This is a genomic window from Corynebacterium accolens (assembly GCF_023520795.1).
Taxonomy (GTDB): Bacteria; Actinomycetota; Actinomycetes; order Mycobacteriales; family Mycobacteriaceae; genus Corynebacterium; species Corynebacterium accolens.
The window spans coordinates 919,893-942,929 of sequence record NZ_CP046605.1; the positions used below are offsets into that span (position 1 = coordinate 919,893).

Sequence of the window (23,037 nt, forward strand, 5' to 3'; positions counted from 1 at the left end):
GTGCTCCATGCTGCGCTTAGCCTTTGTGACCGGTACGGAACCTGGAAAATGGTTTCAGAGATTTCAGGACAATACTGCCCACGGCGGTTTATCCACCGTCGATGCGGATGACAGCATGGCAGAATTGCTCGCAGGTCACGTGGATCTGGCGCTAACGCGCCTGCCGGATCCGCGGGTGGATGACTCTTTCCACGTGGTGCGCCTTTATGAGGAGGCCCCTGGCATTGCGGTCCCGAAAGATTCAGTTTATGCGGAGGTGGGCGAGGCGCTTGCGCTTGCCGATGTCTCCGATGAGCACCTTAACTACCGCCTCACCGATGCCGGTGAGGTCGATATCGCCGCCGTGCGCGAGGCCCTGCAGGTGGTCGCGGCCAATGTGGGCATCGCCATCGCACCGCTGCCGCTGCTAAAAATCCTCAGCAAGAAACAGGTGGTTCCGCTTGCGCTGAAGGGCAGCGAGGTGCCGGTCACCGAAATTGCCTTGGTCTGGCGAAAGGCGGAGGATAGCGAGGCAATTCAGGACTTTGTGGGCATCGCTAAGGGGCGTACCGCCCGCTCCTCCAGGCAGGAGAAGCCGAAGCGCACGGCCCGCGAAAAAGCTAAAGCCAAACAGTCTCGAAGGATTGTTAACAATCCGTTACAGAAACAAAAGAAGCGCCCTAAGCAGCGTAAACGGCGATGAACTGAAACCTGAACCGCGCAAACCTCGGTGCACAGAGTGGCGACATAGTGCACTTGGGGTCTACGGTGGGCTGCGCTCGCCTCAACGGCGGCCTAAAACTACAGTGAACTAATTTTCGGCTGAAAATCGAAAGGTAGATCTAGAAATGCGCAAGATGACTCGTCGTATCGCAGGTGGCTTCGCGGCCGCAACCCTCTCCGTTGCTCTCGTAGCATGCTCAGATGCAGAGGATGCTGCCGATGACGCGAAGGATGCCGCTGGCTCCGTAGCCGCAGACGCCTCGGATGCTGCTGGTTCTGCCGCATCCGATGCTACCGATGCCGCTGGTTCCGCTGCCGCAGAGGCAACCGGCTCTAAAGACGATAATGCAGAGGGCGCCAAGGGCGATACCCAGACCATCACCACCGCACATGGCGAGGAGGAAGTTCCGGCTGATCTCGCCGCCGCCATCGAGGAAAAGCAGGCTGAGTGGGGCGACGTGCAGAGCGTAGAGTCCTCCGATAAGGGCACCCTGGCTACCTTCGAGGGTGGCAAGCACTTGGTCTACTCTGAGGAGACTGGCGCACAGCCGGTCATCGGCAAGATTGCTGAGACCTGGGTCAACGAGGGCGGCCTCGACGCCTCCGTTGGCCTGCCTACCAACCCAGAGGCTGACGCAACCGACGCAAACGGCTGGACCCAAGAGTTTAGCAACGGCACCATCTCCTGGACCGAGGGTGAAGACGGCCAATTCAAGGCTGATATCGAGGCCTAAAGGCTAAAATTCGGCGCCTGCCCAAGCGGCACGCCGAACACTCTCGTCACTTTCCCTGCGGGTTTTCCCGCAGGGATTTGTCGTTTTCTTAAAGTTCATCTTCCACCCATGTGATTTCAACCTTGGGTGCTTAGGTTGGGTGGCAACCCCTAAAGGATCGCGATCATTAGCGGTCCTGGGGGAGATAGACAAGGAAGAACAGCTTTCTACCGTTTCACAAAGGAAGATTCCTGCCACCATGACTCGCCCCTCTGTACTTTCTACTCCACTAGGCACCACGGAAAATGACGTCGCTACCAAGACCTACGTCCTTGATACCTCGGTCTTATTATCTGACCCGTGGGCGCTGCGAAAATTCGCCGAACACGAGGTTGTCCTTCCCGTCGTGGTTATCTCTGAATTGGAAGGAAAACGTCATCACCCGGAGCTTGGCTGGTTCGCCCGCCAAGCTCTTCGCTTTTTGGAAGAGCTGCGCGCTACCTATGAGGCGCTTGACCAACCCGTTCCGGTCAACGTGGCCGGCGGTACCCTGCGGGTAGAGCTCAATCACCAAGACCAATCGCTCTTGCCGGCCGCATTCCGCGGTCCGGAAGGAGACCACCGCATCTTGGCCTGCGCCTTGAACCTCGCGCACGAGGGCAAGGACACGGTCCTAGTGACCAAGGACGTACCGCTGCGCGTCAAGGCCGGCGCCGTGGGCGTGCCGGCCGATGAATACCACGCCCAGGATGTCATTTTGACCGGGTACTCCGGTATGGCCACCGCCTATACCACCACGGATGTCATCGATGCCCTCTACAGCGATGGGGAAGTGCTGCTCGATGGGGCCGTCACGGACGATGACACCCCAGTGGAAGACCTGCCGGTGCACTGCGGCATCACCTTGGTTGCCGGAGCGCAATCTGCCCTGGGCCGCATCATGCCGGACGGGGCGATGCGCCTGGTACGCGGCGATCGAAATGCCTTTGGCCTGCAGGGTCGTTCGGCGGAACAGCGCATCGCCCTCGATCTCCTGTTGGACCCGGAGGTTGGCATCGTGTCCATCGGCGGTAGGGCAGGCACCGGCAAATCCGCGCTGGCCTTATGCGCCGGCTTGGAGGCGGTCTTAGAGCGCGGTGAGCACCGCCGCATCGTGGTCTTCCGGCCCATGTACGCCGTCGGCGGGCAATCGCTGGGGTACCTGCCGGGCTCCGAATCAGAGAAGATGAACCCGTGGGCCCAGGCGGTCTATGACACCTTGGAAGGTCTAGTCTCTGACAATGTCCTGGAGGAGATCCACGAGCGTGGGCTCATCGAGGTCCTGCCGCTGACCCATATTCGCGGCCGTTCTTTGCACGATGCCTTCGTTATCGTGGACGAGGCGCAGTCGCTGGAGCGCAATGTTTTGCTTACCGTGCTCTCGCGCTTGGGGGAAGGCTCGCGAGTAGTACTCACCCATGACGTTGCCCAGCGCGATAACCTGCGGGTGGGCCGCCACGATGGGGTACAGGCGGTCATCGAAAAGCTCAAGGGCCATGAGCTCTTCTCACACATTACCCTTCAGCGTTCGGAGCGCTCTGCCATTGCGGAGCTGGTAACGGATCTGTTGGAGGGCAATGGCTAAGGGGAGGGATGAAAGCGTGTTCGCAGACAGCGAATTTAATCAAATTTATATGGCAAAAATCACCCAAGACCAGTAATAATGGTGCCTATGAGCGAGAACGCCAAGCAAACGTCTGCGGACGAAAAGAAAAAGGATTTCCGTATCCGGCCCTTCACGTCGGCCGATTACCCGCAGATGCGGGAGATCTACGAGCAGGGCCTGCAAACCGGCCATGCCACCTATGAGACCCGTTCCTTGACCTACGAGGAGTTTACGAATTCCAAGATCATGGCTTCGGTGCACGTAGCCGTTGAGGCGGACGATGATTCCAAGGTATTGGGGTGGGTTTCGGCCGCCCCGATTTCCTCGCGCACCGTCTTCCACGGCGTCGTGGAGGATTCCATCTATTTGGGATCTGATGCCCAAGGCCGTGGCATTGCCGGGGCCTTGCTCGATTGCCTCATTGAGGTGTGCAAGGACCTGCACAAGTGGGCCATTCACTCCTGGATCTTCCCAGAAAATGAAGGCTCTGCGGGCCTTCACAAGTCCCGCGGCTTTGAAAAGGTCGGCACCTACTCCCACATGGCCAAGATGACCTATGGCGAGTTGGCCGGTCAGTGGCGCGATACCGATGTCTACGAACTCCTGCTTCCCAAGCCGGAGGAAAAGAACCGCTAAATACACTGTGCCTAGTAACCACGAAGGCCGTAGCGATGCCGAGCAGATTAATTATCCCGGGTGCTACGGCCTTTAGTCGTTTTCTACTTCGCGAGGCCGCCGAGTGGGTAGCCAAGGGCGGACTCGATGGGGGCATCGGCAAGCGGCAGGCTACCGCGCAGCGCATGCAGCTCCCTTAATCGATCGTCTCCTTCAGGCGCTCTTCGCGCAGGGGAAGCAGGACGAGTAGGGCGATGATGACGAGTGGCACCATCAGCGCGATGACTGGGGTAAGGCCGTCATTGTAGGAATTCAATACTGCCTGCTCGAGCGGCTCTGGCAGGGAAGAGACCAAATCTGGGGTCAGGCTATTGGCATTGCCGTCCGCATTGCCAAACTTCTCGGCATAAGCCGCGCCCTCAGGGCCGAGCTGCTGGATGGCCCGCGGCAGGCGGTTGGCCATCTCATCCTGCATGTTGTTGATGAACATGGAACCAACCAGGGAAGCGCCCAGGGCAGAACCGATCTGGCGGAAGAAGTTATTCGCCGCGGTAGCCGTACCCACCTGGGACAGTGGGAAGGAGTTCTGGACGATGAGCACGAGCACCTGCATCACCATGCCCAGGCCGATGCCGAAGGCGAGGAACTCGAAGCCCAGCTGCGTGAGAGAGGTGTTTACCGAGAGGCGGGACATCCAGAACAGGGCGCCGGCGGTAATAGCCAGGCCGATGAGGGGGTAGATCTTGTAGCGGCCGGTGCGGGCGATGATGAAGCCGACTCCGGTGGAGGTGCCGATAAGGCCAATCATCATCGGAATCATCATCAGGCCCGCGTTAGTGGGCGATAGGGTGTGGACCATCTGCAGGTAGGTGGGCATATAGCCCAGCACGCCGAACATGGCCAGGCCCAGGATGACGCCGGAAAGGGTAGTCAGGGCCATGTTGCGGTTCTTGAAGAGGCGCACCGGGATGAGCGGTTCGGCAGCGCGCAATTCCACGATGGTGGTAATGATCGCGCCGACGAGGGTGATGGCGCCGAGGGTGAGGATCATGGAGGAATCCCAGTCATACTCGGTGCCGCCCCAGGTGGTCATGAGGATAAGGGAGGCGGTGGTAATGGCGATGAAGGTGGCGCCGAGCCAGTCAAAGCGCTTCATATCGGCCTGACCCACACGCAGGTTGAGTACCAGGATGCAGACCACCATGGCCAGCAGGCCGAGCGGGATATTCATCCACATGCCCCAGCGCCAGCCGGGGCCATCAGTAAACCAGCCGCCCAAGACGGGGCCAAGGACGGAGGACAGGCCGAAGACGCCGCCCATGATGCCCATGAACTTGCCACGCTCACGGGAGGAGGTGACCTCGGCGATGATGGACTGTGAGGAGATCATCATGAACCCAGCGCCAAAGCCTTGCACGGCGCGGGCGATGATGAGCACCGTCATGGAATCGGCGAAACCGCCGATGGCGGAGCCCACGACGAAGACGGCGATGCCTCCAATGTAGAGCCACTTGCGGCCCAGCATGTCACCCAGCTTGCCGGAAATCGGCATGGCGATGGTCATGGTGACAAGGAATGCGGAGATGACCCAGCTCATGTGGTCAACGCCGCCAAGCTCACCAACAATCGTTGGCAAAGCGGAAGAGAAAATCATCTGGCCCAGCGAGCTCATCAACATGGTGAGCACTAGCGCAGAGAAAATGAGCCCCAGGTTATCCGCCCGCGACTGGCCCTGCGCAGGAGCCTTTTCGGCTGTATCTACCATCGGATTCCTTTCATAACATCATTAATCAAAGTCAGTGAATCATTCAGACGCGAACTCAGGGCGTCGCTGCAATCGCTATCGGGGGCGGCGATGGAAAGCCAGAGGGCCTCGCGGACCACACCGGCGATGACCATGGCCTCCGTTGCCGTGGAATGACCCTCGAGGACGCGCAGTTCCGGTTCCCGGTCAAGGCGCTCCTCAATGAGCCCAATAAGCTCGATGGATTTCGCCCGCTTGCGGCTAATGGAGGCGGCGGCCGCCTCTGGGTCATTAGCAATGCGCTTGCGTCTCTCCCGAATCGTGGGATTAACGTGATGGCCCTCCATGTGCTGTTCCACCAGGTTAAGGACGAGCTCCATGATGTTGGTGGTGGGCTCGTGGAGGAAATACTCGCGCATTTCCGCGGTGAAGTCAGCGCTTGGCGCCCCAAGCACGGCGGATTCCTTCGAATCGAAATAATTAAAAAATGTGCGCCGAGAAATACCGGCTAGTTCGCAGATCTCTTCAATAGTGACCTCGCCAAAGGAATGCTTATCCACCAATTCTGTGGCGGCATCCTCGATGCGTAGCCGCGTTTCTAGGCGTTTCTGCTCGCGTAGTGATAGTTCTTCTTGCACAAAATGCAACTTTACACTCGGTGCAAACTTGCACCAAGTGCAAAATGGGTGATTTTGTAGATGTGTACGCTGAATCTATGTTATAGTTCACAGCCTGCGCTTGCCGGTGTCCCTTTTTGCCCGCGCTTCCCATGCTCGGGAAGTGCGCGCAGGCATGTGCTCAGGCATGCGAAAACCCCCGCTCAGAAGTGATTTCCGAGCGGGGGTCGTAGCGCTAAACGCGGACTAGATTAGATATTGTCGCGCTCGCGGTTGGTCATGCTCAATACATCCAAGCGCTTGTCCAGCTCTTCCTCGGTGAGGTTCTCGCCGTCAACAAAGCCCAAGTCGATAACGGCCTGGCGGACGGTGATCTTCTCATTGAGTGCGTGCTTTGCGGCCTTGGCGGCGTTCTCGTAGCCGATGGCGGAGTTCAGCGGGGTCACGATGGAGGTGGAGGACTCCGCGAAGTGCTTCATGCGCTCCTCGTTGGCCTCGATGTGGTCGACGCACTTCTCAGCAAAGACGCGGGCGGAGTTGGCCAGCAGGCGAGCGGACTCGAGCACGTTGCGCGCCATCATCGGGATGAAGACGTTGAGCTCGAACTGGCCCTGTGCGCCGCCGAAGGCAACGGCTGCGTCATTGCCCACGACTTGGCCGGCCACCATGGTAACCGCCTCAGGGATAACCGGGTTGACCTTGCCCGGCATGATGGAGGAACCAGGCTGCAGGTCCTTCAGGTGGATTTCTGCCAGGCCGGTCAGCGGGCCGGAGCCCAGCATGCGCAGGTCATTGGCAATCTTGTTGAAGGATACGGCGACCGAGCGCATGGCGCCGGAGAACTCTACGAGGCCATCGCGGTTAGCCTGTGCCTCGAAGTGGTTTTCTGCTTCCTTCAGGTTCTCAACGCCGGTGAGCTTCTTGAGCTCCTCGGTCACCTTGCCGCCGAACTCTGCGGAGGTGTTCAGTCCGGTACCGGTGGCGGTACCGCCGATGGCGAGCTCGCCCAAGCGCGGGAGGGTAGCCTCGATGCGCTCGATGCCGAGCTCTACCTGGCGGGCGTAGCCGCTGAACTCCTGGCCCAGGGTGATTGGGGTGGCGTCCATCAGGTGGGTGCGGCCGGCCTTGACGACGTCCGCGAATTCCTTCGCCTTCTTGGTCAGGGATTCGTGCAGGACCTTCAGGCCCGGGATGAGGTCATTGACGGCAGCTTCCGTAGCCGCCACGTGGGTAGCGGTGGGGAAGGTGTCATTGGAGGACTGGCCCATGTTGACGTCATCGTTCGGGTGAACCTCGACGCCCTGCTTATGCGCCAAGGAAGCGATGACCTCGTTGGTGTTCATATTGGAAGAGGTACCGGAACCGGTCTGGAAGACGTCAATGGGGAAGGCGTCGTTGTGCTTGCCTTCCGCGATTTCTTTCGCAGCGGCGATAATGACGTCTGCCTTTTCCGCATCCAGGCTGCCGGAATCCTTATTGACCTGTGCGCATGCAGCCTTGAGCAGGCCGAGCGCGCGGATCTGCGCATCTTCCAGGCCGCGGCCGGAGATGGGGAAGTTGTCTACCGCGCGCTGAGTTTGTGCGCGCCACAGGGCATCGGCGGGAACTTTAACCTCGCCCATAGTGTCATGTTCGGTACGGTATTCGGTCATGAAAATCACCTCGGTTAATTGAATGTGTGCGTCTACCCCCAGTATGGCGAAAAGCTAAAAACTAGAGCGCGAAAAGCCCGAGCCCGCCCCGCCATTTGGGGGTGAGGTTTAGTTCTTGGTGGGGTCCGAGTAGTCCACGACGGAGTATTCCTGCAGCTTAGCCAGCTTGTGGAAGGAATCGACGTAGCGAATGGTGCCGGATTTGGAACGCATGACCAGCGAACGGGTGGAGGCACCATTATTGCGGTAGGAGACACCGCGCAGCATGTCACCGTTGGTCACGCCGGTGGCGGCGAAGTAGCAGTTCTTGGAGGAGACCAAGTCATTGGTGCCCAAGACCTTATCCAGGTCGTGGCCGGCGGCGCGGGCCTTTTCCGCTTCCGCTTCATCCTTTGGCCACAGCTTGCCTTGGATTTCGCCGCCCATACACCGCATGGCGCAGGCGGTGATGATGCCCTCAGGGGTGCCGCCAATGCCCATCATCATGTCGATGGAGTTGGAATCCTGGCAGGTAGCGATGGCGCCTGCCACATCGCCGTCCATGATGAGGCGCACCTTGGCGCCAGCCTCGCGGATTTCCTGGATGAGCTTTTCGTGGCGCGGGCGGTCCAAAACCACCACGGTGACATCCGCGGTGCGCAGGCCCTTCGCCTTGGCCACGGACTCGATATTCCACTGCACGGACTGGTTGATATCGATGGAACCGACGGCTTCTGGGCCCACGGCGATCTTTTCCATGTAGAAGACCGCGGACGGGTCATACATGGTGCCGCGCTCAGCGGCGGCGATCACGGAAATGGCATTGGGGCGGCCCTCAGCCATCAACCGCGTGCCGTCCACGGGATCCACGGCGATGTCCATCGCCGCACCCTCACCGGTGCCGACCTCTTCGCCGTTGAAGAGCATCGGGGCCTCATCCTTTTCGCCCTCACCAATGACGACGACACCCTTCATCGCCACGGAGTTAATCAGCTTGCGCATGGCATCGACTGCCGCGCCATCGCCCTCATTCTTCATGCCACGACCAACCCAGCGGCCAGAGGCCAAGGCGGCGGCTTCGGTCACGCGCACCAGCTCCATGGCCAAGTTACGGTCGGGCAAATAAGAAGTGTTTTCGGACATGTGTAGTGGTTGCCTTCCATGTGTTCTCACTGTGGGGGTAATTCCCACGCGCTTAGTGTTCTACTTTTCCTATTCTGGCACTTTTTGGCGCCAATAGGTCCGATTTGGGGCCCCTTTTGTGGGGATTTTCCTTGTTATTGGCGGCATTAACGGCGCGAATGTGCGCACGCGGGAGGCATGTGGCACTTTCACGGCGGCTCATGCGATACTAAGGCGCGTGGCAGCAGAACAAAGACCGAAGATTTTCGAAGGCGCTCGCGACATCATTTTGTCCCTATCCGTAGTGGTCGTCATGATGTTGCTCGTGGTGGGCGCGACCGGGCTCTGCTCGGTCAATCCGGAAACAGCGCAAGGCCCAGTCCAAGAGGTAGACGAGGAGACCTTCCTGGATACGCAGGCCCGCGCCGGTATTGGCGCCATCCGAGATCCCCAGATGCCTGAAGGCTGGCAGGCCAATGCGGCCCGCCGCTCGCAGCTAGGCGGCGAGACAGCCACCGTCGTCAGCTGGCTGACTGCGGACGGAAACTACGTGGAATCCACCCAAACGCAGGTTTCTGCAGAAGACGCGGGCGAAAAATACGATGCGAACTACCGCGGGCTGAACTCTACGCGCGAGGTAGCCGGCCACCAGGTGCGCGTGCTGGCAAGCGATGACGATTCGGTGCGCCGCTTGTGGATTGTTGACCTGGGCGATGCCCGCCTCATCATCTCTGGCGCGGCCCCCGATGAAGAATTCGCCGCCGCCACCGAGGCCTTTATCAAGGCCAAGCCTATAAGCGGAAAGTAACCTCGCTGAGCCCCTCAGAGTCCGCTTCCACCGTGATTCCTTCAGTATTACCGGTGGCTTCTTCTAAGCCAGCGGCATCCAGGCCGCTCAGCCGCGTCTTTTCTAGGTAGACATCCACGCGCTCGCGCTGAGAACGCTGCGGGTAGATGGAGACTTGGACCACGTGGGCATCGGCAAGCAGCAGCACGATGGACCGGGAAAAGTAGCTGAGTTCCTCCTCGGTGCCCGAAACCTGGGTGCTGGTATGCGCCGGCCCGAAGAACTCCTCTACCAGCGCGCGGGAATCGCCGCCCATGATGGAGCCTGCCGATGCCGATTTGGATACGAAATCAATCCGCTTTCCCGGGTAACCATAAATCTGCACTACTCTTCACCCTCCTCGGCCTGCTGCTCGTTGTTTTCTGCCTTCTCTAGGGCATCTTCCACGCGCTTGGAGGCGCCATCCAGGTGGGACTCGCACGTGCGGGCAAGCGCCTCGCCGCGCTCCCAGTACTTCAGGGACTCGTCCAGGCCCATCTGGCCGAGCTCTAAAATCTTGACGGTCTCAATGAGCTCATCGCGCGCCTGCTCGTAGCTCAACTCCTCTACGGGAGTAAAGGCATCCTGGCCCGGCTGGCCGGAACCAATGGTTTCATCTGACATCAGCAATTCTCCTACTATTTCTGGCTAATCGGCGGCCTGGGAGGCCATGGACACGGCGGTGATGGAACCATCGCCCACGCGAATTCGCAATTGCGCGCCGGGCGGTGATTGCTCATAAGAGCTGACGACCTCCGGATCGCTGCCATTTTTGGGCAAGACCTGGACAATAGAATACCCACGGGCAAGCGTGGCGGAAGGCCCCAAAGCAGAAACCCGCGCGCGCAGGGACTCCACGTGCCGGGTCTCGCGATCCAGCAGCACCCGCAGCTCGCGGCGCATACTCGTGCGCATGCGCTCGACCTCCTCGCGGTGGGCGCGGATGGGCGTCATCGGATCGGCCAGCACCGGGCGCGAGCGGATATTATCCAATCCACGGCGCTCACGTTCCACCCAGCCGCGCAAGGCCGCCGCCATGCGGGATCGCGCCTCAGCGATGACCGCGCGTTCCTCTGCCACCGACGGGACCACGCGCTTGGCGGCGTCCGTCGGGGTAGCCGCGCGCAGATCCGCCACGTTATCGAGCACCGGGCTATCCGGCTCGTGGCCAATCGCGGAGACCACCGGGGTACTTGCGGCCACGACGGCGCGTTGCAGGGCTTCTTCAGAAAAGGGCAGGAGGTCTTCGACGGAACCGCCACCGCGGGCGATGATGATGACATCGATCTGCGCATCGGCATCGAGCTCCTGCAGGGCGGAAATCACCTCGGGGACGGTATTCGCCCCCTGGACCGCAGTATTAATGACGCGGAATTGCACGGCCGGCCACCGGTCGCGGGCAACCGCCATGACATCGCGCTCGGCGGCAGAACCGCGGCCTGTAATCAGGCCGATTTTCTGCGGGAGGTAGGGAAGCGGGCGCTTGCGCGCGGGATCAAAGAGGCCTTCTGCGGCAAGCTGCGCGCGTAGCTTTTCGATGCGCGCCAACAAATCGCCGATGCCTACGTGCCGGATCTCCGTGGTCCACAGGGAAAAGGATCCGCGGCCGGCATAAAAGGCGGGCTTGCCGTGCACGATGACACGGTCGCCATCTTTTAGCGGCGTGGGCAAGTTGTGCAGCATTGAGGACGAGCAAGTCAATTGCACCGACTTTTCCTGCTGGACATCGCGCAGGGTGAGATAGGACAGCTTCCAGGTGGGCTTGTAATTAATCTGCGTTAACTGGCCTTCCACCCACAGGTATCCTAGGCGCTCGATCCATCCCTTCACCTGGTCATTGACCTGGCCCACGGGCCACGGGGTCTCTGGAGTATTTGCCGGTTGGTTCACGCAGCCACCCTTTCCTTGTACAGCGCCATACAGTGCCTTTTAGTGTAGGTGCTCAGGGCCCGTGGCGCCCCGCTTGGGTGGCCTAGATGGGCGCTTTCCCTGCTGGATAGGCCTTACTATTGTTTTGCTTTACCTTTCGATACTCTGGGAGGCATGACTGATGGTAAAAATGTTCTCCTCGCGGCACCGCGCGGTTACTGCGCTGGAGTGGACCGCGCCGTCGAGACCGTAGAAAAGGCGCTAGAAAAATACGGCGCACCCATTTATGTGCGCAAGCAAATCGTCCACAACCGTTATGTCGTTGAATCTTTGGCCAAGCGCGGAGTCATCTTCGTTGAAGAGGCCGCCGAGGCCCCAGAGGGTGCCCACCTCGTCTTTTCCGCCCACGGCATTTCCCCGGCGGTGCGCAATCAGGCGCAAGAGCGCAAGCAACTGACCCTGGATGCCACCTGCCCCTTGGTGACCAAGGTGCACAAGGAGGCCCAGCGTTTTGAGCGCGATGGCTACCACATCCTCCTCGTGGGCCACGAAGGCCACGAAGAGGTAGAAGGCACCGCGGGCGAGGCCCCCGATGTTACGCACCTGGTCGATGGTATCGACGGCGTGGACAAGCTGCCGGATTACCTGCAGGATGAAAAGCTCATTTGGCTTTCGCAGACCACGCTCTCGGTGGATGAGACCGTAGTCATCGTCAATAAGCTGCGCGAGCGTTTTCCGCACCTGCAAAACCCGCCGTCAGATGATATTTGCTACGCCACCCAAAACCGGCAAGAATCCGTCAAGGCCATCGCGCCGAAGTGCGATCTGATGATCGTGGTGGGTTCTAAGAACTCGTCCAACTCGGTGCGCCTGGTAGAGGTTGCACTCGAGGCGGGTTCGCGCGACTCCCACTTGGTGGATTTTGCCGAAGAAATCGATGAAGCATGGCTTGACGGCGTAGAGACCGTTGGCGTGACCTGTGGCGCCTCCGTGCCAGAGCTTTTGGTGCGCGAGGTGCTCGAGTACTTGGATGATCGCGGCTTTAATGATGTGGAGCAAGTAACCACCTCCACCGAATCCATCACCTTCGCGCTGCCGCGCGACCTGCGCCCCGCGCGCACCTAGCGCGTAACCGCCTAGAGGCAACGAAAAACCGTGAGCCCCGCGGCCTCGTAAAGAGCGCCGGGAGCTCACGGTTTTATTTACTCATAGAGATTATCGTCCCACCGCTGCTTCTTGGCAGCCTCGTCTTTTGCTGAAGCGGAGGGACCTCGTTCGGGAGCCGGTGGTATCACGTCCCCCGCGCGCCGGTTCGGATCCGGCTGCAAGCGATTTTCGCGTTCTGCCTGTTGCTCGCGGCGGCGCTCTTCTCGGTCGCGTCCGCGGATGCGATCCTGCGGCTTCTGCGGCGGTTGCGTCTGTGCATGCGATCTGCGGCGGGAGGCGCGTGGGGACTGAACCTGTCCGTTTTCGGTTCTATCGCGCGCCATGAGTTCCGCCACGGAGAGCCGCTCAGCGCGGTTTTGGCGGTCCCGCTTCATGTCCGCGCGCCGCGATACCTTTTGCTGCTTGACGGCGCGCTGGGCGGTCTTGCGGAAGCGCATCCAGCGCAGGATGCCGATTGCAGCCGCGCCGAGGACCGCGATAAGCAACCACACGAAGTTCTGAACCAGCGGATACACGGAGGTCAGCAGCGACGTCTTAGAAAAACTGGTGCCTTCCGGGGCATTGGACTTGGTGATGACGATTCCCGCCGTCACCACGGTTACCGCGTAGAAGATGGGGATGGACGCGATGGACAGGAATAAGCCCCGCTCCTCAACGATGAGCGCTATGAGTAGCGAGCTGATGATGAGGAAGGCAAAGTACATCCAGCCTATGGAGCCGGCAAGAATGGAAATCAATGCGCCGGTGATCAAAAGTGCCGCCAATAGCCCAAGGCCTTTCAGTAGCGAGATGCTCGGCATGCTTAGGCGTTGCGCGGCGGTAGGCTTTCGTTGTTTGGCTAGTGACACGTCGCAAAATCCTACCGCCTGGCGCGGGCCAATGGCTATATCCACGCAGTGAAACCGCCTAGAATTTAGGAATAATTTGTCCCGCGCGGCCACGTATCAATGGGGGAGGGCTCGCGAGGCGCCCGGTTTGTGCGGCCGGGAATCTCCATTTCGTGGAGCTTGCGGGCGGTCACGCCCACCCGCGAATCCAGCGAAGAGAGCGTGGAATTATAGGCCTCCACTGCCTTTTCGAGGCTCTGGCCCACCTTGCCGTAGTGCTCCGAGAGCGTATTGAGCCGCGAATAGAGCTCGCGGCCTAGGCGCTGGACTTCTTTTGCTTTGGCGGAAATATCTTCCTGGTGCCATCCCATGGCCACCGTGCGCAAGAGCGCGAAGAGCGAGCTCGGGGTGGCGATGACGACGTTGCGTTCAAAACCAAACTCGATGAGCTCAGGATCGACCGACAGCGCCGCATCGAGGAAGGGATCCGCGGGCACAAAAAGCACCACGAATTCCGGGGTGGGCTGGAAGGCCTCAATATAGTCCTTGTGGGACAGCGCCTGGATGTGGCTGCGCAGCTGGTGCGCGTGGCGGCGCAGGTAGCCAGCGTGTTCTTCTGGATCCTCGGTTTCTAGCGCGTCGAGGTAGGAAGAAAACGGGACCTTGGCATCGACGATGATATGCCTGCCGCCGGCCAAATTGATGAGCATATCCGGGCGCACGATGCGTCCGTTTAAGGGAGCTGAAACTTGGGAATCGAAGTCCACGTGCCTTGTCATGCCGCCGAGTTCGACGACGCGCTCTAGCTGAATCTCGCCCCACCGGCCGCGCACATTGGGCGAGCGCAACGCGGTAATGAGCTGATCCGTGCGCTCCGTGAGCCGGGACGAGGTGCGGGTCACCGCCTGCACTTGGCTAGATAGTGAGGCCAAGTGGGCGGTGCGATCTTCTTCCAGTTCTTGTAGCTGGAAACCCAGCCTATCCATGGCCTTTTCTAGCGGTTGCAGCTCGGCCTGGCGCCGCTGCGATTCCTGCAGCGCCCGGTGCTCCTCGCTAGGCGCGGAGCGGGACGCGGAATGGGAGTGGGCCAACCATCCCAGCACGGCGCCCAATAGGAGACCGATGAACAGCAGCAGCACGGGCAAAGTGGAAGTCATGGGATCCACTATGGCACGTGCCGCGGACACGCCTGACTATTTATTCGAATCTCCGTTCAAAAGATTTTCGAAGGCATCTCGCGCCCGGCGCAGGTTGGAGCGCATGCTCGGATCGTCATAGTCGTCCGGGGTGGAATCAACGTCGACGGAATCATCCAGGGTGTTAGACGCGCCATCGGATGCGGCATCGGCGCCTGCGATATCGGGGTTGGCGTGTTCTGGGACCTTGCGCCACTGCTCGCGCTTGTATTGTGCCTGCTCTTCGGTATAGCGGCCGATGAGATAGCCCGCGACGGTGGAGTAGTTGAGCTCGGAGGAGTGCTTTTCCCCGGACTGCAGCTTCATCATGTCCTGCACATAGCGATAAGCCACCGCGATCATGGCGGCGGTCGGCACGGCCAGGAATCCACCGATGAGCCCAAAGAGCGCGGAACCGACGATGACGGAGACCAAAACAATAACCGGGTGCAGGTTCATGGCCTTCGCCTGCAGCCACGGCGAGAGGACATTGCCCTCAAGCTGCTGGACCAAAAGGACGAGGCCCAGGACCAACAGGGCTTGGGTAAAGCCCAAAGATACCAAGGCGATAACAACTGCGAGAGCGCCGGAGACAATGGCACCGACGAACGGGATGAAGCCGGCGATGAACGTGATGATCGCCAGGGCCATCGCCAAGGGCACGCCGATGAGCACGAGGCCGAGGCCGATAAAGATGGCATCGATAAGCGAGACCACCGCCTGTGCCCGAATGAATCCGCCCAGGGTATTCCAAGCGCGCGTGAGCAATTCAGTAAGGTGCCAGCCGGCGCGCCGGCCGGTGGCATCGCGCAGCCACGGCAGGAACTTGGTGCCGTCCTTGAGGAAGAAGAAGGTGAGCACCAAGACGATGAATACCGTGATGAAAAATGAGGTGGCATTGCCGATGCCCGTAAATACCGACCCAGCAATTACGCCGGCGCGCTCCTGCAGCCAGCCCGCGGCCTCGTCGATATAGGTGCTCATATCGTCGCTATCGAGGTTCAGGGGCGGGCCCTGGGCCCATAGCTGCAGCTGCTGGATGCCGGAGACCGTTTGCAGGTAGAGCGACTGGGATTGCCGCATAAAGTCCGGCGCCACTGAGGCGATGAGCCCGCCGACCGCGGCCGAGGAGATAAGGATCGTCGTAATCGCCGCCAGGCCCGCGGGCAGGCCCTTTGTGCGCATCCACCGCGCGATGGGGTTTAAGACGGTACAGATAATAAGGGCCAAGAGCACCGGGAGGATGCCCTGCCAGAAGCTGCCCAGGACGTGATAGATCGCAAAAAGGAAAACGCCGATGATCAGCAGGCGTACGGCCCACAGGGAGGTCGACTTCACCATTTCGCCCGCGATGACGGAGCGATCGACCTGATTGCCCGGGGGATGTGGCGATACATCGTCCAATTGGCTGGTGTCGAAGTCACCGTCCAATTTATCGCCCGGGCTTGCCTGCGGCTTTTCGGGTTTAGGTTGCTTATCAGAACTCACCCCACCATCTTGCCTCATAACGTGGTAGGTGCGTTAGGATTAGCCCCGTGAGTCTTACACTAGGAATCGTCGGCTTGCCCAATGTGGGCAAGTCCACTTTGTTTAATGCCCTGACCCGTTCCGAAATCCTGGCGGCCAACTACCCATTCGCCACCATCGAGCCCAATGTCGGCTTGGTGGAGCTGCCGGATCCCCGTTTGGACACCCTCGCCAAGATGTTCAATTCCGAGCGCATCTTGCCGGCGACCGTGTCCTTCGTGGATATCGCCGGCATCGTCGCAGGCGCCTCGCAGGGCGAGGGCATGGGTAACGCCTTCCTAGCCAATATCCGCGAGGCCGACGCCATCTGCCAGGTGGTCCGCGCCTTTTCTGATGACAATGTCATCCACGTCGATGGCCAGGTAGATCCCGGCAACGACATTTCCGTTATTAATACGGAGCTGATTCTGGCGGATCTGCAGACCATCGAGAAGGCCCTGCCGCGCCTGGAAAAAGATGCCCGGAAGAATAAGGACTTGGCACCCGTGGTGGAGGCAACCAAGAAGGCGCAGGAAATCCTGGAGGATGACCGCACCCTCTTCGCCGCCGCCAAGACCGGCGAGATCGATCTCTCCCTCGTGCGCGAGCTGCACCTGATGACGGCTAAGCCCTTCCTCTACGTCTTTAACTCGGATGAGGCTGTGCTTACCGATGCCGCCAAGAAGGACGAACTGCGCCAGCTCGTCGCCCCAGCAGATTGCGTCTTCCTCGATGCACAGACCGAGTCTGAGCTCTTGGAGCTGGATGAGGACGAGGCAAGCGAGCTGCTTGAGGCCGTAGGACAAGAAGAGCCTGGCTTGGCTACCTTGGCCAAGGCCGGTTTCTCCACCTTGGGCCTGCAGACCTACCTCACCGCCGGTGAAAAGGAAACCCGCGCGTGGACCATTAAGCAAGGCGCCGCCGCACCCCAGGCCGCTGGCGTTATCCACACCGACTTTGAAAAGAAGTTCATCAAGGCTGAAATCGTCTCCTTCGACGATCTCGTTGCCGCCGGCTCCATGGCCGAAGCGCGCGCCAACGGCAAGGTCCGTCAAGAAGGCAAGGACTACATCATGCACGATGGCGACGTGTGTGACTTCAAGATCGGTGGCTAAATCCTAGCTTGTTGCAGGTCGCGGGAGTAGACGTGGCGAGTGCGCGAATTTAGAGTTATCCTATTTGCGTACTTAACAACAATAAGGAGGTCATAATAATGGCTGAGCTAGAAAACAAGACGATCGCAATCATTGCTACCAATGACTTTGAAGACTCCGAGCTGACCTCTCCGCTGGAGGCCGTGCAGAAGGCTGGCGCCACCGTAAAGGTACTGGCACCTAAGGCTGGCACCATTACGGGCAAGAACGGCACCGAGATTAACGTTGATGCTACGACCAAGGATTCCGAGGATGAGAGCTTCGATGGCATCATCCTGCCTGGCGGCACCAATAACGCCGACCTCATCCGCTTGGACGAGTCAGCCGTTAGTATCGTGCGCAAGCACATGGGCGAGGACCGCCCCTTGGGTGCCATCTGCCACGGCGGTTGGATCCTAGCCGATGCAGAAGCACTCAAGGGCCGTACCTTGACGTCCTTCCCGTCCCTGCAGACCGATCTCCGCAACGCAGGTGCTACCTGGGTTGACGAGGAGGTCCACTGCGACCAGGGTTTGGTCTCCTCCCGTACCCCGGATGACCTGCCTGCATTCAATGCGAAGTTGGTTGAAGAGTTCGGAGAGGGTCAGCACTAAATTAGGCTTGAGCCTTAATTACTCCCTACGGGCCAGATTGTGAGAAACCTCCTGGTTCGTAGGGAGTTTTTCGTCTCTAGCGGCTGCAGGGCCCATGGGAAGATTCAGGCTTTGGCTGTATTTTTCCCCTTCCCTCTGTCTGCTAACCTATGACCTCAGAAGGGGAGTAGTTCCTACGGCGCCCATTGCGCCGCGATGACTGGTCGACACACTGGCCTCAAAGCCCGGCCACTCAGTATCGATGCACCCGATGCGAACGAGACCTTCGGACTGATTCTGGTTGCCGAAGGGAGAGTAGTAGACCTTGTCTTCTTTAAGTTCTGAGCAGCGCATTTTAGAGCGCTTTATGATGTTGTCCATCGCCGCGGCAGTGGCGACGATTATCTTGAAATCCCTGGCGGCTTGGCTAACGGGCTCGGTAGGTTTCTTCTCTGACGCCCTTGAGTCCCTCGTGAACCTCGCAGCCGCCATCGCGGGCTATTGCGCCTTGCGCATTTCCGCCAAGCCTGCCGACCATAATCATCACTTTGGACACGGCAAGGCCGAGTATGTGTCCGCGTTGGTAGAAGGCGCGATGATCTTCCTCGCCGCAGGGGCCATCATCTACACCGCGATCCAGCGCCTCATTACTCCCCAGCCCGTTGAAGAAGGCGGCTGGGGCTTAGCGCTGTCGCTCTTGTCCTCGCTGCTCAACCTGGGCGTCGGGTTGGCCTTGATTAAGGCGGGCAAGCGCTACCGTTCCGCGACGCTGAATGCCGATGGCCACCACCTGCTTACGGATGTGTGGACCTCCGTCGGCGTCCTCGCCGGCATGGCTGCGGTGTATCTCACGGGCTGGCTGTGGCTCGATGCGCTTGTAGCCTTGGCGGTTGGCATCAATATCTTGTGGACAGGATTTAAGATTTTGCGCGAATCCGTCAGCAGCCTGCTTTCTGAGGCGCTCCCGGAAGAAGAGCAGGATCAGATTTGGGATCTCTTAACTGAACTGGAAAAAGAAAAGGCCGTGACCTTCACGGACCGGCGCACGGTAGCCTCCGGCAGGCAAAGGATGGTCTACCTGACCATGGAGGTGCCGGCGAGCTGGAGCGTTTTATACTCGCACGAGATCGCCGACGACGTCGAAGTCGCCCTCGACCAGCTTTTCCCCGGATGCAGCGTGTTTATCCACGTGGAGCCGGCCGGCGTCGCGCATCGCCGCCCACTTCCATTCCGGCAATAAATTAAGGCCCAAGGCGTACTGCTCTGGGCCTTCATTCGCGATTTATTAAGCCTTGACGCTTACTTCCTCGTCGGAGTCTTCCTCCATGATGTGCTTGACGCCATTTTCGGCTTCATCCCACACCTCTTGGTTCTGGATGCCTGCGCGCTTGGCGACGACCGTCGCGCACAATGCCTGACCCGTGACGTTCAGCGCCGTACGGCCCATGTCAATGATGGGCTCAACGGCCAGCAGCAAACCGACGCCAGCCAACGGCAGACCCAGCGTGGACAGGGTCAGCGTGAGCATAACCGTCGCGCCAGTGGTACCCGCGGTAGCCGCGGAACCAATGACGGAGACGAAGATGATGAGCAGGTACTGCGTGAAGTCTAGGTCCACGCCATAGAACTGCGCAACGAAGATCGCAGCAACGGCAGGGTAGACGGAGGCGCAGCCATCCATCTTCGTGGTAGCGCCGAGGGGCACTGCGAAGGACGCGTACTCGGTGGGAACGCCCAGGGCGCGTTCGCTAAAGCGTTGCGTTGCGGGCATAACACCCATGGAAGAACGGGTGACAAAGCCCAAGGAGGTTACCGGCCAGATGCGCTTGTAGAAGCCCTTGACCGGAATATTGTTGAACTTCAGCACTGCAGGGTAGACCACGGCGAAGACGATGGCCAGACCCACATACATTGCCAAGACGAACTTGCCCAGCGAACCAAGTGCGTCCCACCCGTAGGTAGCAACGGCCTTACCGATAAGCGCTGCGGTACCAATCGGTGCCAGGCGGATAATCCACCACAGGACCTTTTGGATGACCTTGAGGAAGGACTCCGTAAAGTGCAAGAACGGATCGGCAGCCTTACCGGTCTGTACCGCGGCGATGCCAATGGCCAAGGAAATAACCAGCAGCTGGAGCGCACCGAAGTTGAGGGTAACTTCGCCATCGCTAGCAGAGGCCGTAAGCCCGATGAAGTTTTGAGGGAGCAGCTGCTCGAAGAAGGCAGTCCACGAACCGACGCTCGATGGATCCTTTGCAGCGGATGCATCGACGCTCGCGCCAGCACCGGGCTTCATGACCAATGCCACGACGATGCCCACGATGACGGAAAAGAACGCCGTAATGGCGAACCACATCAACGTAGAAACGGCTAAGGATGCGGCATTGGCAACCTTGCGCAGGTTAGCCACAGAGGTGACCACCGCGGCGAAGATGAGCGGCGGAACCATGACCTTCAATAGCTGGACATAGGCGCCACCGACACCGCTGAGCAGATTGGTCAGCCACCCTGGATTATCAGGATCGGTATCCATGCCAGATGCGATCAGTCCCAGGATAAGGCCGATGATAAGGCCCGCAATGACTTGCGCGCCAAATCCCGTTGCCCAGCTAGGGAGCTTGGAGCGAGAGGAAACTTTTTGTGTCATAGAACGTCCTTTGGAAATAAACTGAACAGGTCTGACTATTTGGTTAGTACGATTCTGTTCAACTTCGACCAGTCTTACTTTATTCCATGCGTCAAACCACAAGGAAAAAGGGTCTCGTTTCCAGCTGCGATGCCGTTAAGACTGCTTTGTAGACTAAGCAGTTCAGCACCTGTGTACGCTCTTACCCACACCGCGCTCCTCAACCTGCGCCCTCAATCTTCATCCGTAAACCTCGCGCTTCATCCCTTGTCCTGCAACCCCACCCTTCAATCCTCATCCTGTAACCCGCCCTTCGCGCTTGCCGCGAGCCTCATTTCGGTTAGCGCTCCTATCCCCCGTGAGCGCGAAGGGTGGGGAGAGGGGGATGGCGCAAACAAGATGCTGGGTGTACCCAATAGGTAGCCCGTGAACCTCCTGGTACCTTTACTCTTATTTCTTTTACAGGAGGTAGAGGTATGGGCTGGATAAAGCCGTTAATTGGCGTTGCCGTACTCGGTGGCGTGGTGTCGATGGGAGTCGGTGTAGCGAAGAGTGACGAGCACGCAGTGGTCAATCGCGTCATCGATGGCGACACCATAGACGTCACGCTTGATGGCGAAAAGACGAGGGTTCGACTCCTCAATATCGATACTCCCGAAATCGGGCGCAACGGGAGGCCCAGCGAATGCTTAGCGGAAGAAGCCAAGGAGTACCTCGAAGATCGATTGCCACAAGGAACCGAGGTGACACTGGAATACGACGAGGAGAAGACTGATAAGTATGGGCGCACGTTAGCCGGTGTCTTTCTTGGTGGCGATCTCGTAAATGCAGACATTGCTGCTGAGGGGCTTGCAGTTGCCAAAAAGATTGGCGCTAATGGCAAGTTCTATAACGAGGTAAAAGAAGCAGAAAGCGGGCCGCGGACTAAGGGCACGGGAGTCTTCGGGGTTTCCGATGAATGCCAAGTATCCAGCGATGAAGATATGGCAGAGTCACTTCAGCAAGCTGAAAGTGCTACGGCTGCTGCCGCTGGGATCGGAATTATTGCTGCCAACATCGATAGCGACGACGGTGGGGCCACAAAGGCTCTGGCCCAGATCTACGCTGCCCGGAAGGGGTTGGACGCCTTGCGTGGACGTAGCGATGATCGCAGTGAGTTCCAAAAAGCCGCATATCCAGAAGCTCCAGAGCGCTTGGCAAAACAGATGGAGAAGGAACTATCTGAACATGAAGAAGAAATTGAGGAACAGGTAGAGACCGCCAAGCGGGAAAAGGCGAAAGAAGAGGAGCGAAGGGAACAAGAGCGCGAGCGCCAGGAGGCGGCTGAGCGCGAAGCGGCGGAGCGAGAGACTGAGCGCGAGAGGCGACTGGCAGAAGAAGCTGCACATGTAGACGCCACAGCGCCCGCCGCAGGGTCTAATTCAAACACGGCCGGAAGCCAGTACATGGTCCCGCAGCCGCAACAGGCACCACGCGTGGATACCTACACCGGGTGCCGTGCATACGGCGGCAACTACGCCTTTACCTCCGTGGATAAGAAGGGCCGTGCCTACGCAAAGATTGATTGCACGACCAAGCAACAAATCGGCTAACTGCTCAGTTTTAGAACTCCGCCCTTCGCGCTCACCGCGAGCGCAACGCGTCGGTGAAACCCCAATGCCCGTGAGCGCGAAGGGCGGTGGGACGGGGGACGGGGCGCGATGCATCTTAGGCCTCAACGTAACGCACTGCCCGTCCGTTCGAATCCGTCCACCTCACCCTTCGCGCTCACCGTGAGCACAGTGCCCCGGTGAAACCCCAACGCCCGTGAGCGCGAAGGGCGATGGGGCACTACGAGGAAACTAAGAGGACAGCGTGGAATCAAAGCAGCGGGGCGCCGTCAGCTGTCATACTGGAATGATGAAGATTCTGGTAACTGCTTTTGATGCCTTTGGTGGCGAAGAAATTAACCCTACGGAACGCGCGCTGGATCGCTTGCCGGATGAAATCGGTGGCGCGCAGATTATTAAGCATCCTGTGCCAACAGTGTTCGGTGAAGCACTGAAGCAGGCAATTGCTGTGGCCGAGAAAGAAAACGTGGACGCGGTGGTCTGCCTGGGACAGGCCGGCGGGCGGGGCCATATCACTCCGGAGCGGGTGGGCATCAACTTGGCGGATGCTTCTATCCCGGATAATGCTGGTAACCAGCCCAGCGATGAACCAGTGGTTGAAGGTGGCCCGGCCGCGTACTTTTCCACCCTGCCAGTCAAGGCAATGGTTGCAGCGATTCAGGAGGCCGAGATTCCAGCGCAAGTCTCGACCACGGCGGGAACATTCGTCTGCAACCACCTGCTCTATGGCCTGCTGCATCATTTCAAAGATACGCAGGTAAAAGCAGGCTTTATCCACGTGCCGTTTATTAAGGAACAGGCTAAAGAAAACAGCCCGATGCTGGAGCTTACGGACGTCGTGCAGGGCGTGGAGCGCGCGATTAGTGCCGTGGCGAAAAGTGCTTAGGGTGGCCTTGCTAGAGAAATTTTCCGCCCA

The 23,037-nt window shown here is 59.3% G+C and carries 23 protein-coding genes; 12 read left to right on the forward strand and 11 right to left on the reverse strand.

The features are described from left to right. The first annotated feature begins 7 nt into the window (after window positions 1–7). The 5 genes from CACC_RS04455 (at window position 8) to CACC_RS04475 (ending at window position 3,875) form a co-directional block, all read left to right on the forward strand. A complete protein-coding gene (locus CACC_RS04455; RefSeq protein WP_005280034.1) occupies window positions 8–682 on the forward strand; it encodes a LysR family transcriptional regulator substrate-binding protein in 675 nt (224 codons plus the stop codon). 154 nt (window positions 683–836) lie between these two features. Further along, window positions 837–1,436: an LGFP repeat-containing protein gene (locus CACC_RS04460; RefSeq protein WP_330919333.1), complete on the forward strand. Its 600-nt coding sequence runs from the start codon at window positions 837–839 to the stop codon at window positions 1,434–1,436. Window positions 1,437–1,674: 238 nt separating this feature from the next. Continuing rightward, entirely contained in the window at window positions 1,675–3,039 is a 1,365-nt protein-coding gene (phoH2, locus tag CACC_RS04465; RefSeq protein WP_005280036.1) for an RNA 5'-3' helicase PhoH2, read from the forward strand. Between the two features lie 78 nt (window positions 3,040–3,117). Continuing rightward, complete coding sequence (locus CACC_RS04470; protein ID WP_005280037.1) at window positions 3,118–3,696, forward strand: GNAT family N-acetyltransferase; 579 nt, start codon at window positions 3,118–3,120, stop codon at window positions 3,694–3,696. Window positions 3,697–3,731: 35 nt separating this feature from the next. Further along, complete coding sequence (locus CACC_RS04475) at window positions 3,732–3,875, forward strand: hypothetical protein (RefSeq protein ID WP_005280039.1); 144 nt, start codon at window positions 3,732–3,734, stop codon at window positions 3,873–3,875. On the opposite strand, the gene CACC_RS04480 is transcribed toward CACC_RS04475, so the two are convergent. From CACC_RS04480 to glpX, 4 genes are all read right to left on the reverse strand, one after another. Next, a complete protein-coding gene (locus CACC_RS04480) occupies window positions 3,872–5,440 on the reverse strand; it encodes an MDR family MFS transporter (RefSeq protein WP_005280046.1) in 1,569 nt (522 codons plus the stop codon). The genes CACC_RS04475 and CACC_RS04480 overlap by 4 nt on opposite strands. Beyond that, window positions 5,434–6,057, reverse strand: a complete 624-nt coding sequence (locus CACC_RS04485) for a TetR/AcrR family transcriptional regulator (RefSeq protein ID WP_005280047.1) — start codon at window positions 6,055–6,057, stop codon at window positions 5,434–5,436. The genes CACC_RS04480 and CACC_RS04485 overlap by 7 nt, the downstream gene beginning before the upstream one ends. A gap of 230 nt (window positions 6,058–6,287) precedes the next feature. Beyond that, window positions 6,288–7,688, reverse strand: coding sequence for a class II fumarate hydratase (locus CACC_RS04490; protein ID WP_005280048.1), 1,401 nt, complete (start codon window positions 7,686–7,688; stop codon window positions 6,288–6,290). 108 nt (window positions 7,689–7,796) lie between these two features. Beyond that, window positions 7,797–8,810 (reverse strand): class II fructose-bisphosphatase, encoded by a 1,014-nt coding sequence (glpX, locus tag CACC_RS04495; RefSeq protein ID WP_005280049.1) that lies wholly within the window; start codon window positions 8,808–8,810, stop codon window positions 7,797–7,799. Between the two features lie 217 nt (window positions 8,811–9,027). On the opposite strand from glpX, the gene CACC_RS04500 reads away from it, so the two are divergent. After that, window positions 9,028–9,597: a DUF4245 domain-containing protein gene (locus CACC_RS04500; RefSeq protein ID WP_034666895.1), complete on the forward strand. Its 570-nt coding sequence runs from the start codon at window positions 9,028–9,030 to the stop codon at window positions 9,595–9,597. Here CACC_RS04500 and CACC_RS04505 read toward each other — a convergent pair. Genes CACC_RS04505 through xseA form a run of 3 tightly spaced genes read right to left on the reverse strand, consistent with a single transcriptional unit; the run spans window position 9,581 to window position 11,505 of the window. Further along, window positions 9,581–9,961 carry a hypothetical protein gene (locus CACC_RS04505; protein ID WP_005280051.1) on the reverse strand — a complete coding sequence of 127 codons (381 nt, stop codon included), beginning with the start codon at window positions 9,959–9,961 and terminating at the stop codon, window positions 9,581–9,583. The two genes, CACC_RS04500 and CACC_RS04505, sit on opposite strands and share 17 nt — an antisense overlap. Continuing rightward, entirely contained in the window at window positions 9,961–10,239 is a 279-nt protein-coding gene (locus CACC_RS04510) for an exodeoxyribonuclease VII small subunit (RefSeq protein ID WP_005280052.1), read from the reverse strand. Before CACC_RS04510 ends, CACC_RS04505 begins: the two co-directional genes overlap by 1 nt. Window positions 10,240–10,263: 24 nt before the next feature. Continuing rightward, window positions 10,264–11,505 carry an exodeoxyribonuclease VII large subunit gene (xseA, locus tag CACC_RS04515; RefSeq protein ID WP_005280053.1) on the reverse strand — a complete coding sequence of 414 codons (1,242 nt, stop codon included), beginning with the start codon at window positions 11,503–11,505 and terminating at the stop codon, window positions 10,264–10,266. A 153-nt stretch (window positions 11,506–11,658) separates the two neighbouring features. Here xseA and CACC_RS04520 point away from each other — a divergent pair, with 153 nt between their 5' ends. Continuing rightward, window positions 11,659–12,609 (forward strand): 4-hydroxy-3-methylbut-2-enyl diphosphate reductase, encoded by a 951-nt coding sequence (locus CACC_RS04520; RefSeq protein WP_005280054.1) that lies wholly within the window; start codon window positions 11,659–11,661, stop codon window positions 12,607–12,609. 77 nt (window positions 12,610–12,686) lie between these two features. On the opposite strand, the gene CACC_RS04525 is transcribed toward CACC_RS04520, so the two are convergent. The 3 genes from CACC_RS04525 to CACC_RS04535 all read right to left on the reverse strand — a co-directional run bounded on the left by CACC_RS04525 (window position 12,687) and on the right by CACC_RS04535 (window position 16,159). After that, window positions 12,687–13,499 carry a DUF6542 domain-containing protein gene (locus tag CACC_RS04525; RefSeq protein ID WP_244262174.1) on the reverse strand — a complete coding sequence of 271 codons (813 nt, stop codon included), beginning with the start codon at window positions 13,497–13,499 and terminating at the stop codon, window positions 12,687–12,689. Between the two features lie 65 nt (window positions 13,500–13,564). Next, a complete protein-coding gene (locus CACC_RS04530; protein ID WP_005280060.1) occupies window positions 13,565–14,635 on the reverse strand; it encodes a DNA recombination protein RmuC in 1,071 nt (356 codons plus the stop codon). Window positions 14,636–14,671: 36 nt separating this feature from the next. Continuing rightward, entirely contained in the window at window positions 14,672–16,159 is a 1,488-nt protein-coding gene (locus CACC_RS04535) for an AI-2E family transporter (protein WP_005280061.1), read from the reverse strand. A 29-nt stretch (window positions 16,160–16,188) separates the two neighbouring features. On the opposite strand from CACC_RS04535, the gene ychF reads away from it, so the two are divergent. From ychF to CACC_RS04550, 3 genes are all read left to right on the forward strand, one after another. Then, the gene (ychF, locus tag CACC_RS04540; RefSeq protein ID WP_005280062.1) at window positions 16,189–17,274 is read left to right on the forward strand and encodes a redox-regulated ATPase YchF; all 1,086 of its coding nucleotides are present in this window, start codon (window positions 16,189–16,191) and stop codon (window positions 17,272–17,274) included. A 98-nt stretch (window positions 17,275–17,372) separates the two neighbouring features. After that, complete coding sequence (locus tag CACC_RS04545; RefSeq protein ID WP_005280063.1) at window positions 17,373–17,906, forward strand: type 1 glutamine amidotransferase domain-containing protein; 534 nt, start codon at window positions 17,373–17,375, stop codon at window positions 17,904–17,906. A 304-nt stretch (window positions 17,907–18,210) separates the two neighbouring features. Continuing rightward, complete coding sequence (locus CACC_RS04550; RefSeq protein WP_034658362.1) at window positions 18,211–19,125, forward strand: cation diffusion facilitator family transporter; 915 nt, start codon at window positions 18,211–18,213, stop codon at window positions 19,123–19,125. A gap of 45 nt (window positions 19,126–19,170) precedes the next feature. On the opposite strand, the gene CACC_RS04555 is transcribed toward CACC_RS04550, so the two are convergent. Then, window positions 19,171–20,532 carry a dicarboxylate/amino acid:cation symporter gene (locus tag CACC_RS04555; protein WP_005280065.1) on the reverse strand — a complete coding sequence of 454 codons (1,362 nt, stop codon included), beginning with the start codon at window positions 20,530–20,532 and terminating at the stop codon, window positions 19,171–19,173. 455 nt (window positions 20,533–20,987) lie between these two features. Between CACC_RS04555 and CACC_RS04560 the strand changes: the two genes are divergently transcribed. Together CACC_RS04560 and pcp are read left to right on the forward strand one after the other, a co-directional pair. Further along, on the forward strand, window positions 20,988–22,103 hold the full coding sequence (locus CACC_RS04560) for a thermonuclease family protein (RefSeq protein WP_005280067.1): 1,116 nt from the start codon (window positions 20,988–20,990) through the stop codon (window positions 22,101–22,103). A 262-nt stretch (window positions 22,104–22,365) separates the two neighbouring features. Beyond that, window positions 22,366–23,007, forward strand: coding sequence for a pyroglutamyl-peptidase I (gene pcp / locus CACC_RS04565; RefSeq protein ID WP_237792171.1), 642 nt, complete (start codon window positions 22,366–22,368; stop codon window positions 23,005–23,007). The last annotated feature ends 30 nt before the right edge of the window (window positions 23,008–23,037 follow it).

Bases quoted from the DNA above. Each gene is read 5' to 3' on its own strand.
- CACC_RS04535 (WP_005280061.1), bottom strand. From the start codon at position 16,159: ATGAGGCAAGATGGTGGGGTGAGTTCTGATAAGCAACCTAAACCCGAA.
- CACC_RS04510 (WP_005280052.1), bottom strand. From the start codon at position 10,239: ATGTCAGATGAAACCATTGGTTCCGGCCAGCCGGGCCAGGATGCCTTT.
- CACC_RS04470 (WP_005280037.1), top strand. From the start codon at position 3,118: ATGGTGCCTATGAGCGAGAACGCCAAGCAAACGTCTGCGGACGAAAAG.
- CACC_RS04520 (WP_005280054.1), top strand. From the start codon at position 11,659: ATGACTGATGGTAAAAATGTTCTCCTCGCGGCACCGCGCGGTTACTGC.
- phoH2 (WP_005280036.1), top strand. From the start codon at position 1,675: ATGACTCGCCCCTCTGTACTTTCTACTCCACTAGGCACCACGGAAAAT.
- CACC_RS04530 (WP_005280060.1), bottom strand. From the start codon at position 14,635: ATGACTTCCACTTTGCCCGTGCTGCTGCTGTTCATCGGTCTCCTATTG.
- CACC_RS04455 (WP_005280034.1), top strand. From the start codon at position 8: ATGCTGCGCTTAGCCTTTGTGACCGGTACGGAACCTGGAAAATGGTTT.
- CACC_RS04560 (WP_005280067.1), top strand. From the start codon at position 20,988: ATGGGCTGGATAAAGCCGTTAATTGGCGTTGCCGTACTCGGTGGCGTG.
- CACC_RS04480 (WP_005280046.1), bottom strand. From the start codon at position 5,440: ATGGTAGATACAGCCGAAAAGGCTCCTGCGCAGGGCCAGTCGCGGGCG.
- CACC_RS04475 (WP_005280039.1), top strand. From the start codon at position 3,732: ATGCCGAGCAGATTAATTATCCCGGGTGCTACGGCCTTTAGTCGTTTT.
- CACC_RS04490 (WP_005280048.1), bottom strand. From the start codon at position 7,688: ATGACCGAATACCGTACCGAACATGACACTATGGGCGAGGTTAAAGTT.
- CACC_RS04460 (WP_330919333.1), top strand. From the start codon at position 837: ATGACTCGTCGTATCGCAGGTGGCTTCGCGGCCGCAACCCTCTCCGTT.
- glpX (WP_005280049.1), bottom strand. From the start codon at position 8,810: ATGTCCGAAAACACTTCTTATTTGCCCGACCGTAACTTGGCCATGGAG.
- CACC_RS04555 (WP_005280065.1), bottom strand. From the start codon at position 20,532: ATGACACAAAAAGTTTCCTCTCGCTCCAAGCTCCCTAGCTGGGCAACG.
- CACC_RS04545 (WP_005280063.1), top strand. From the start codon at position 17,373: ATGGCTGAGCTAGAAAACAAGACGATCGCAATCATTGCTACCAATGAC.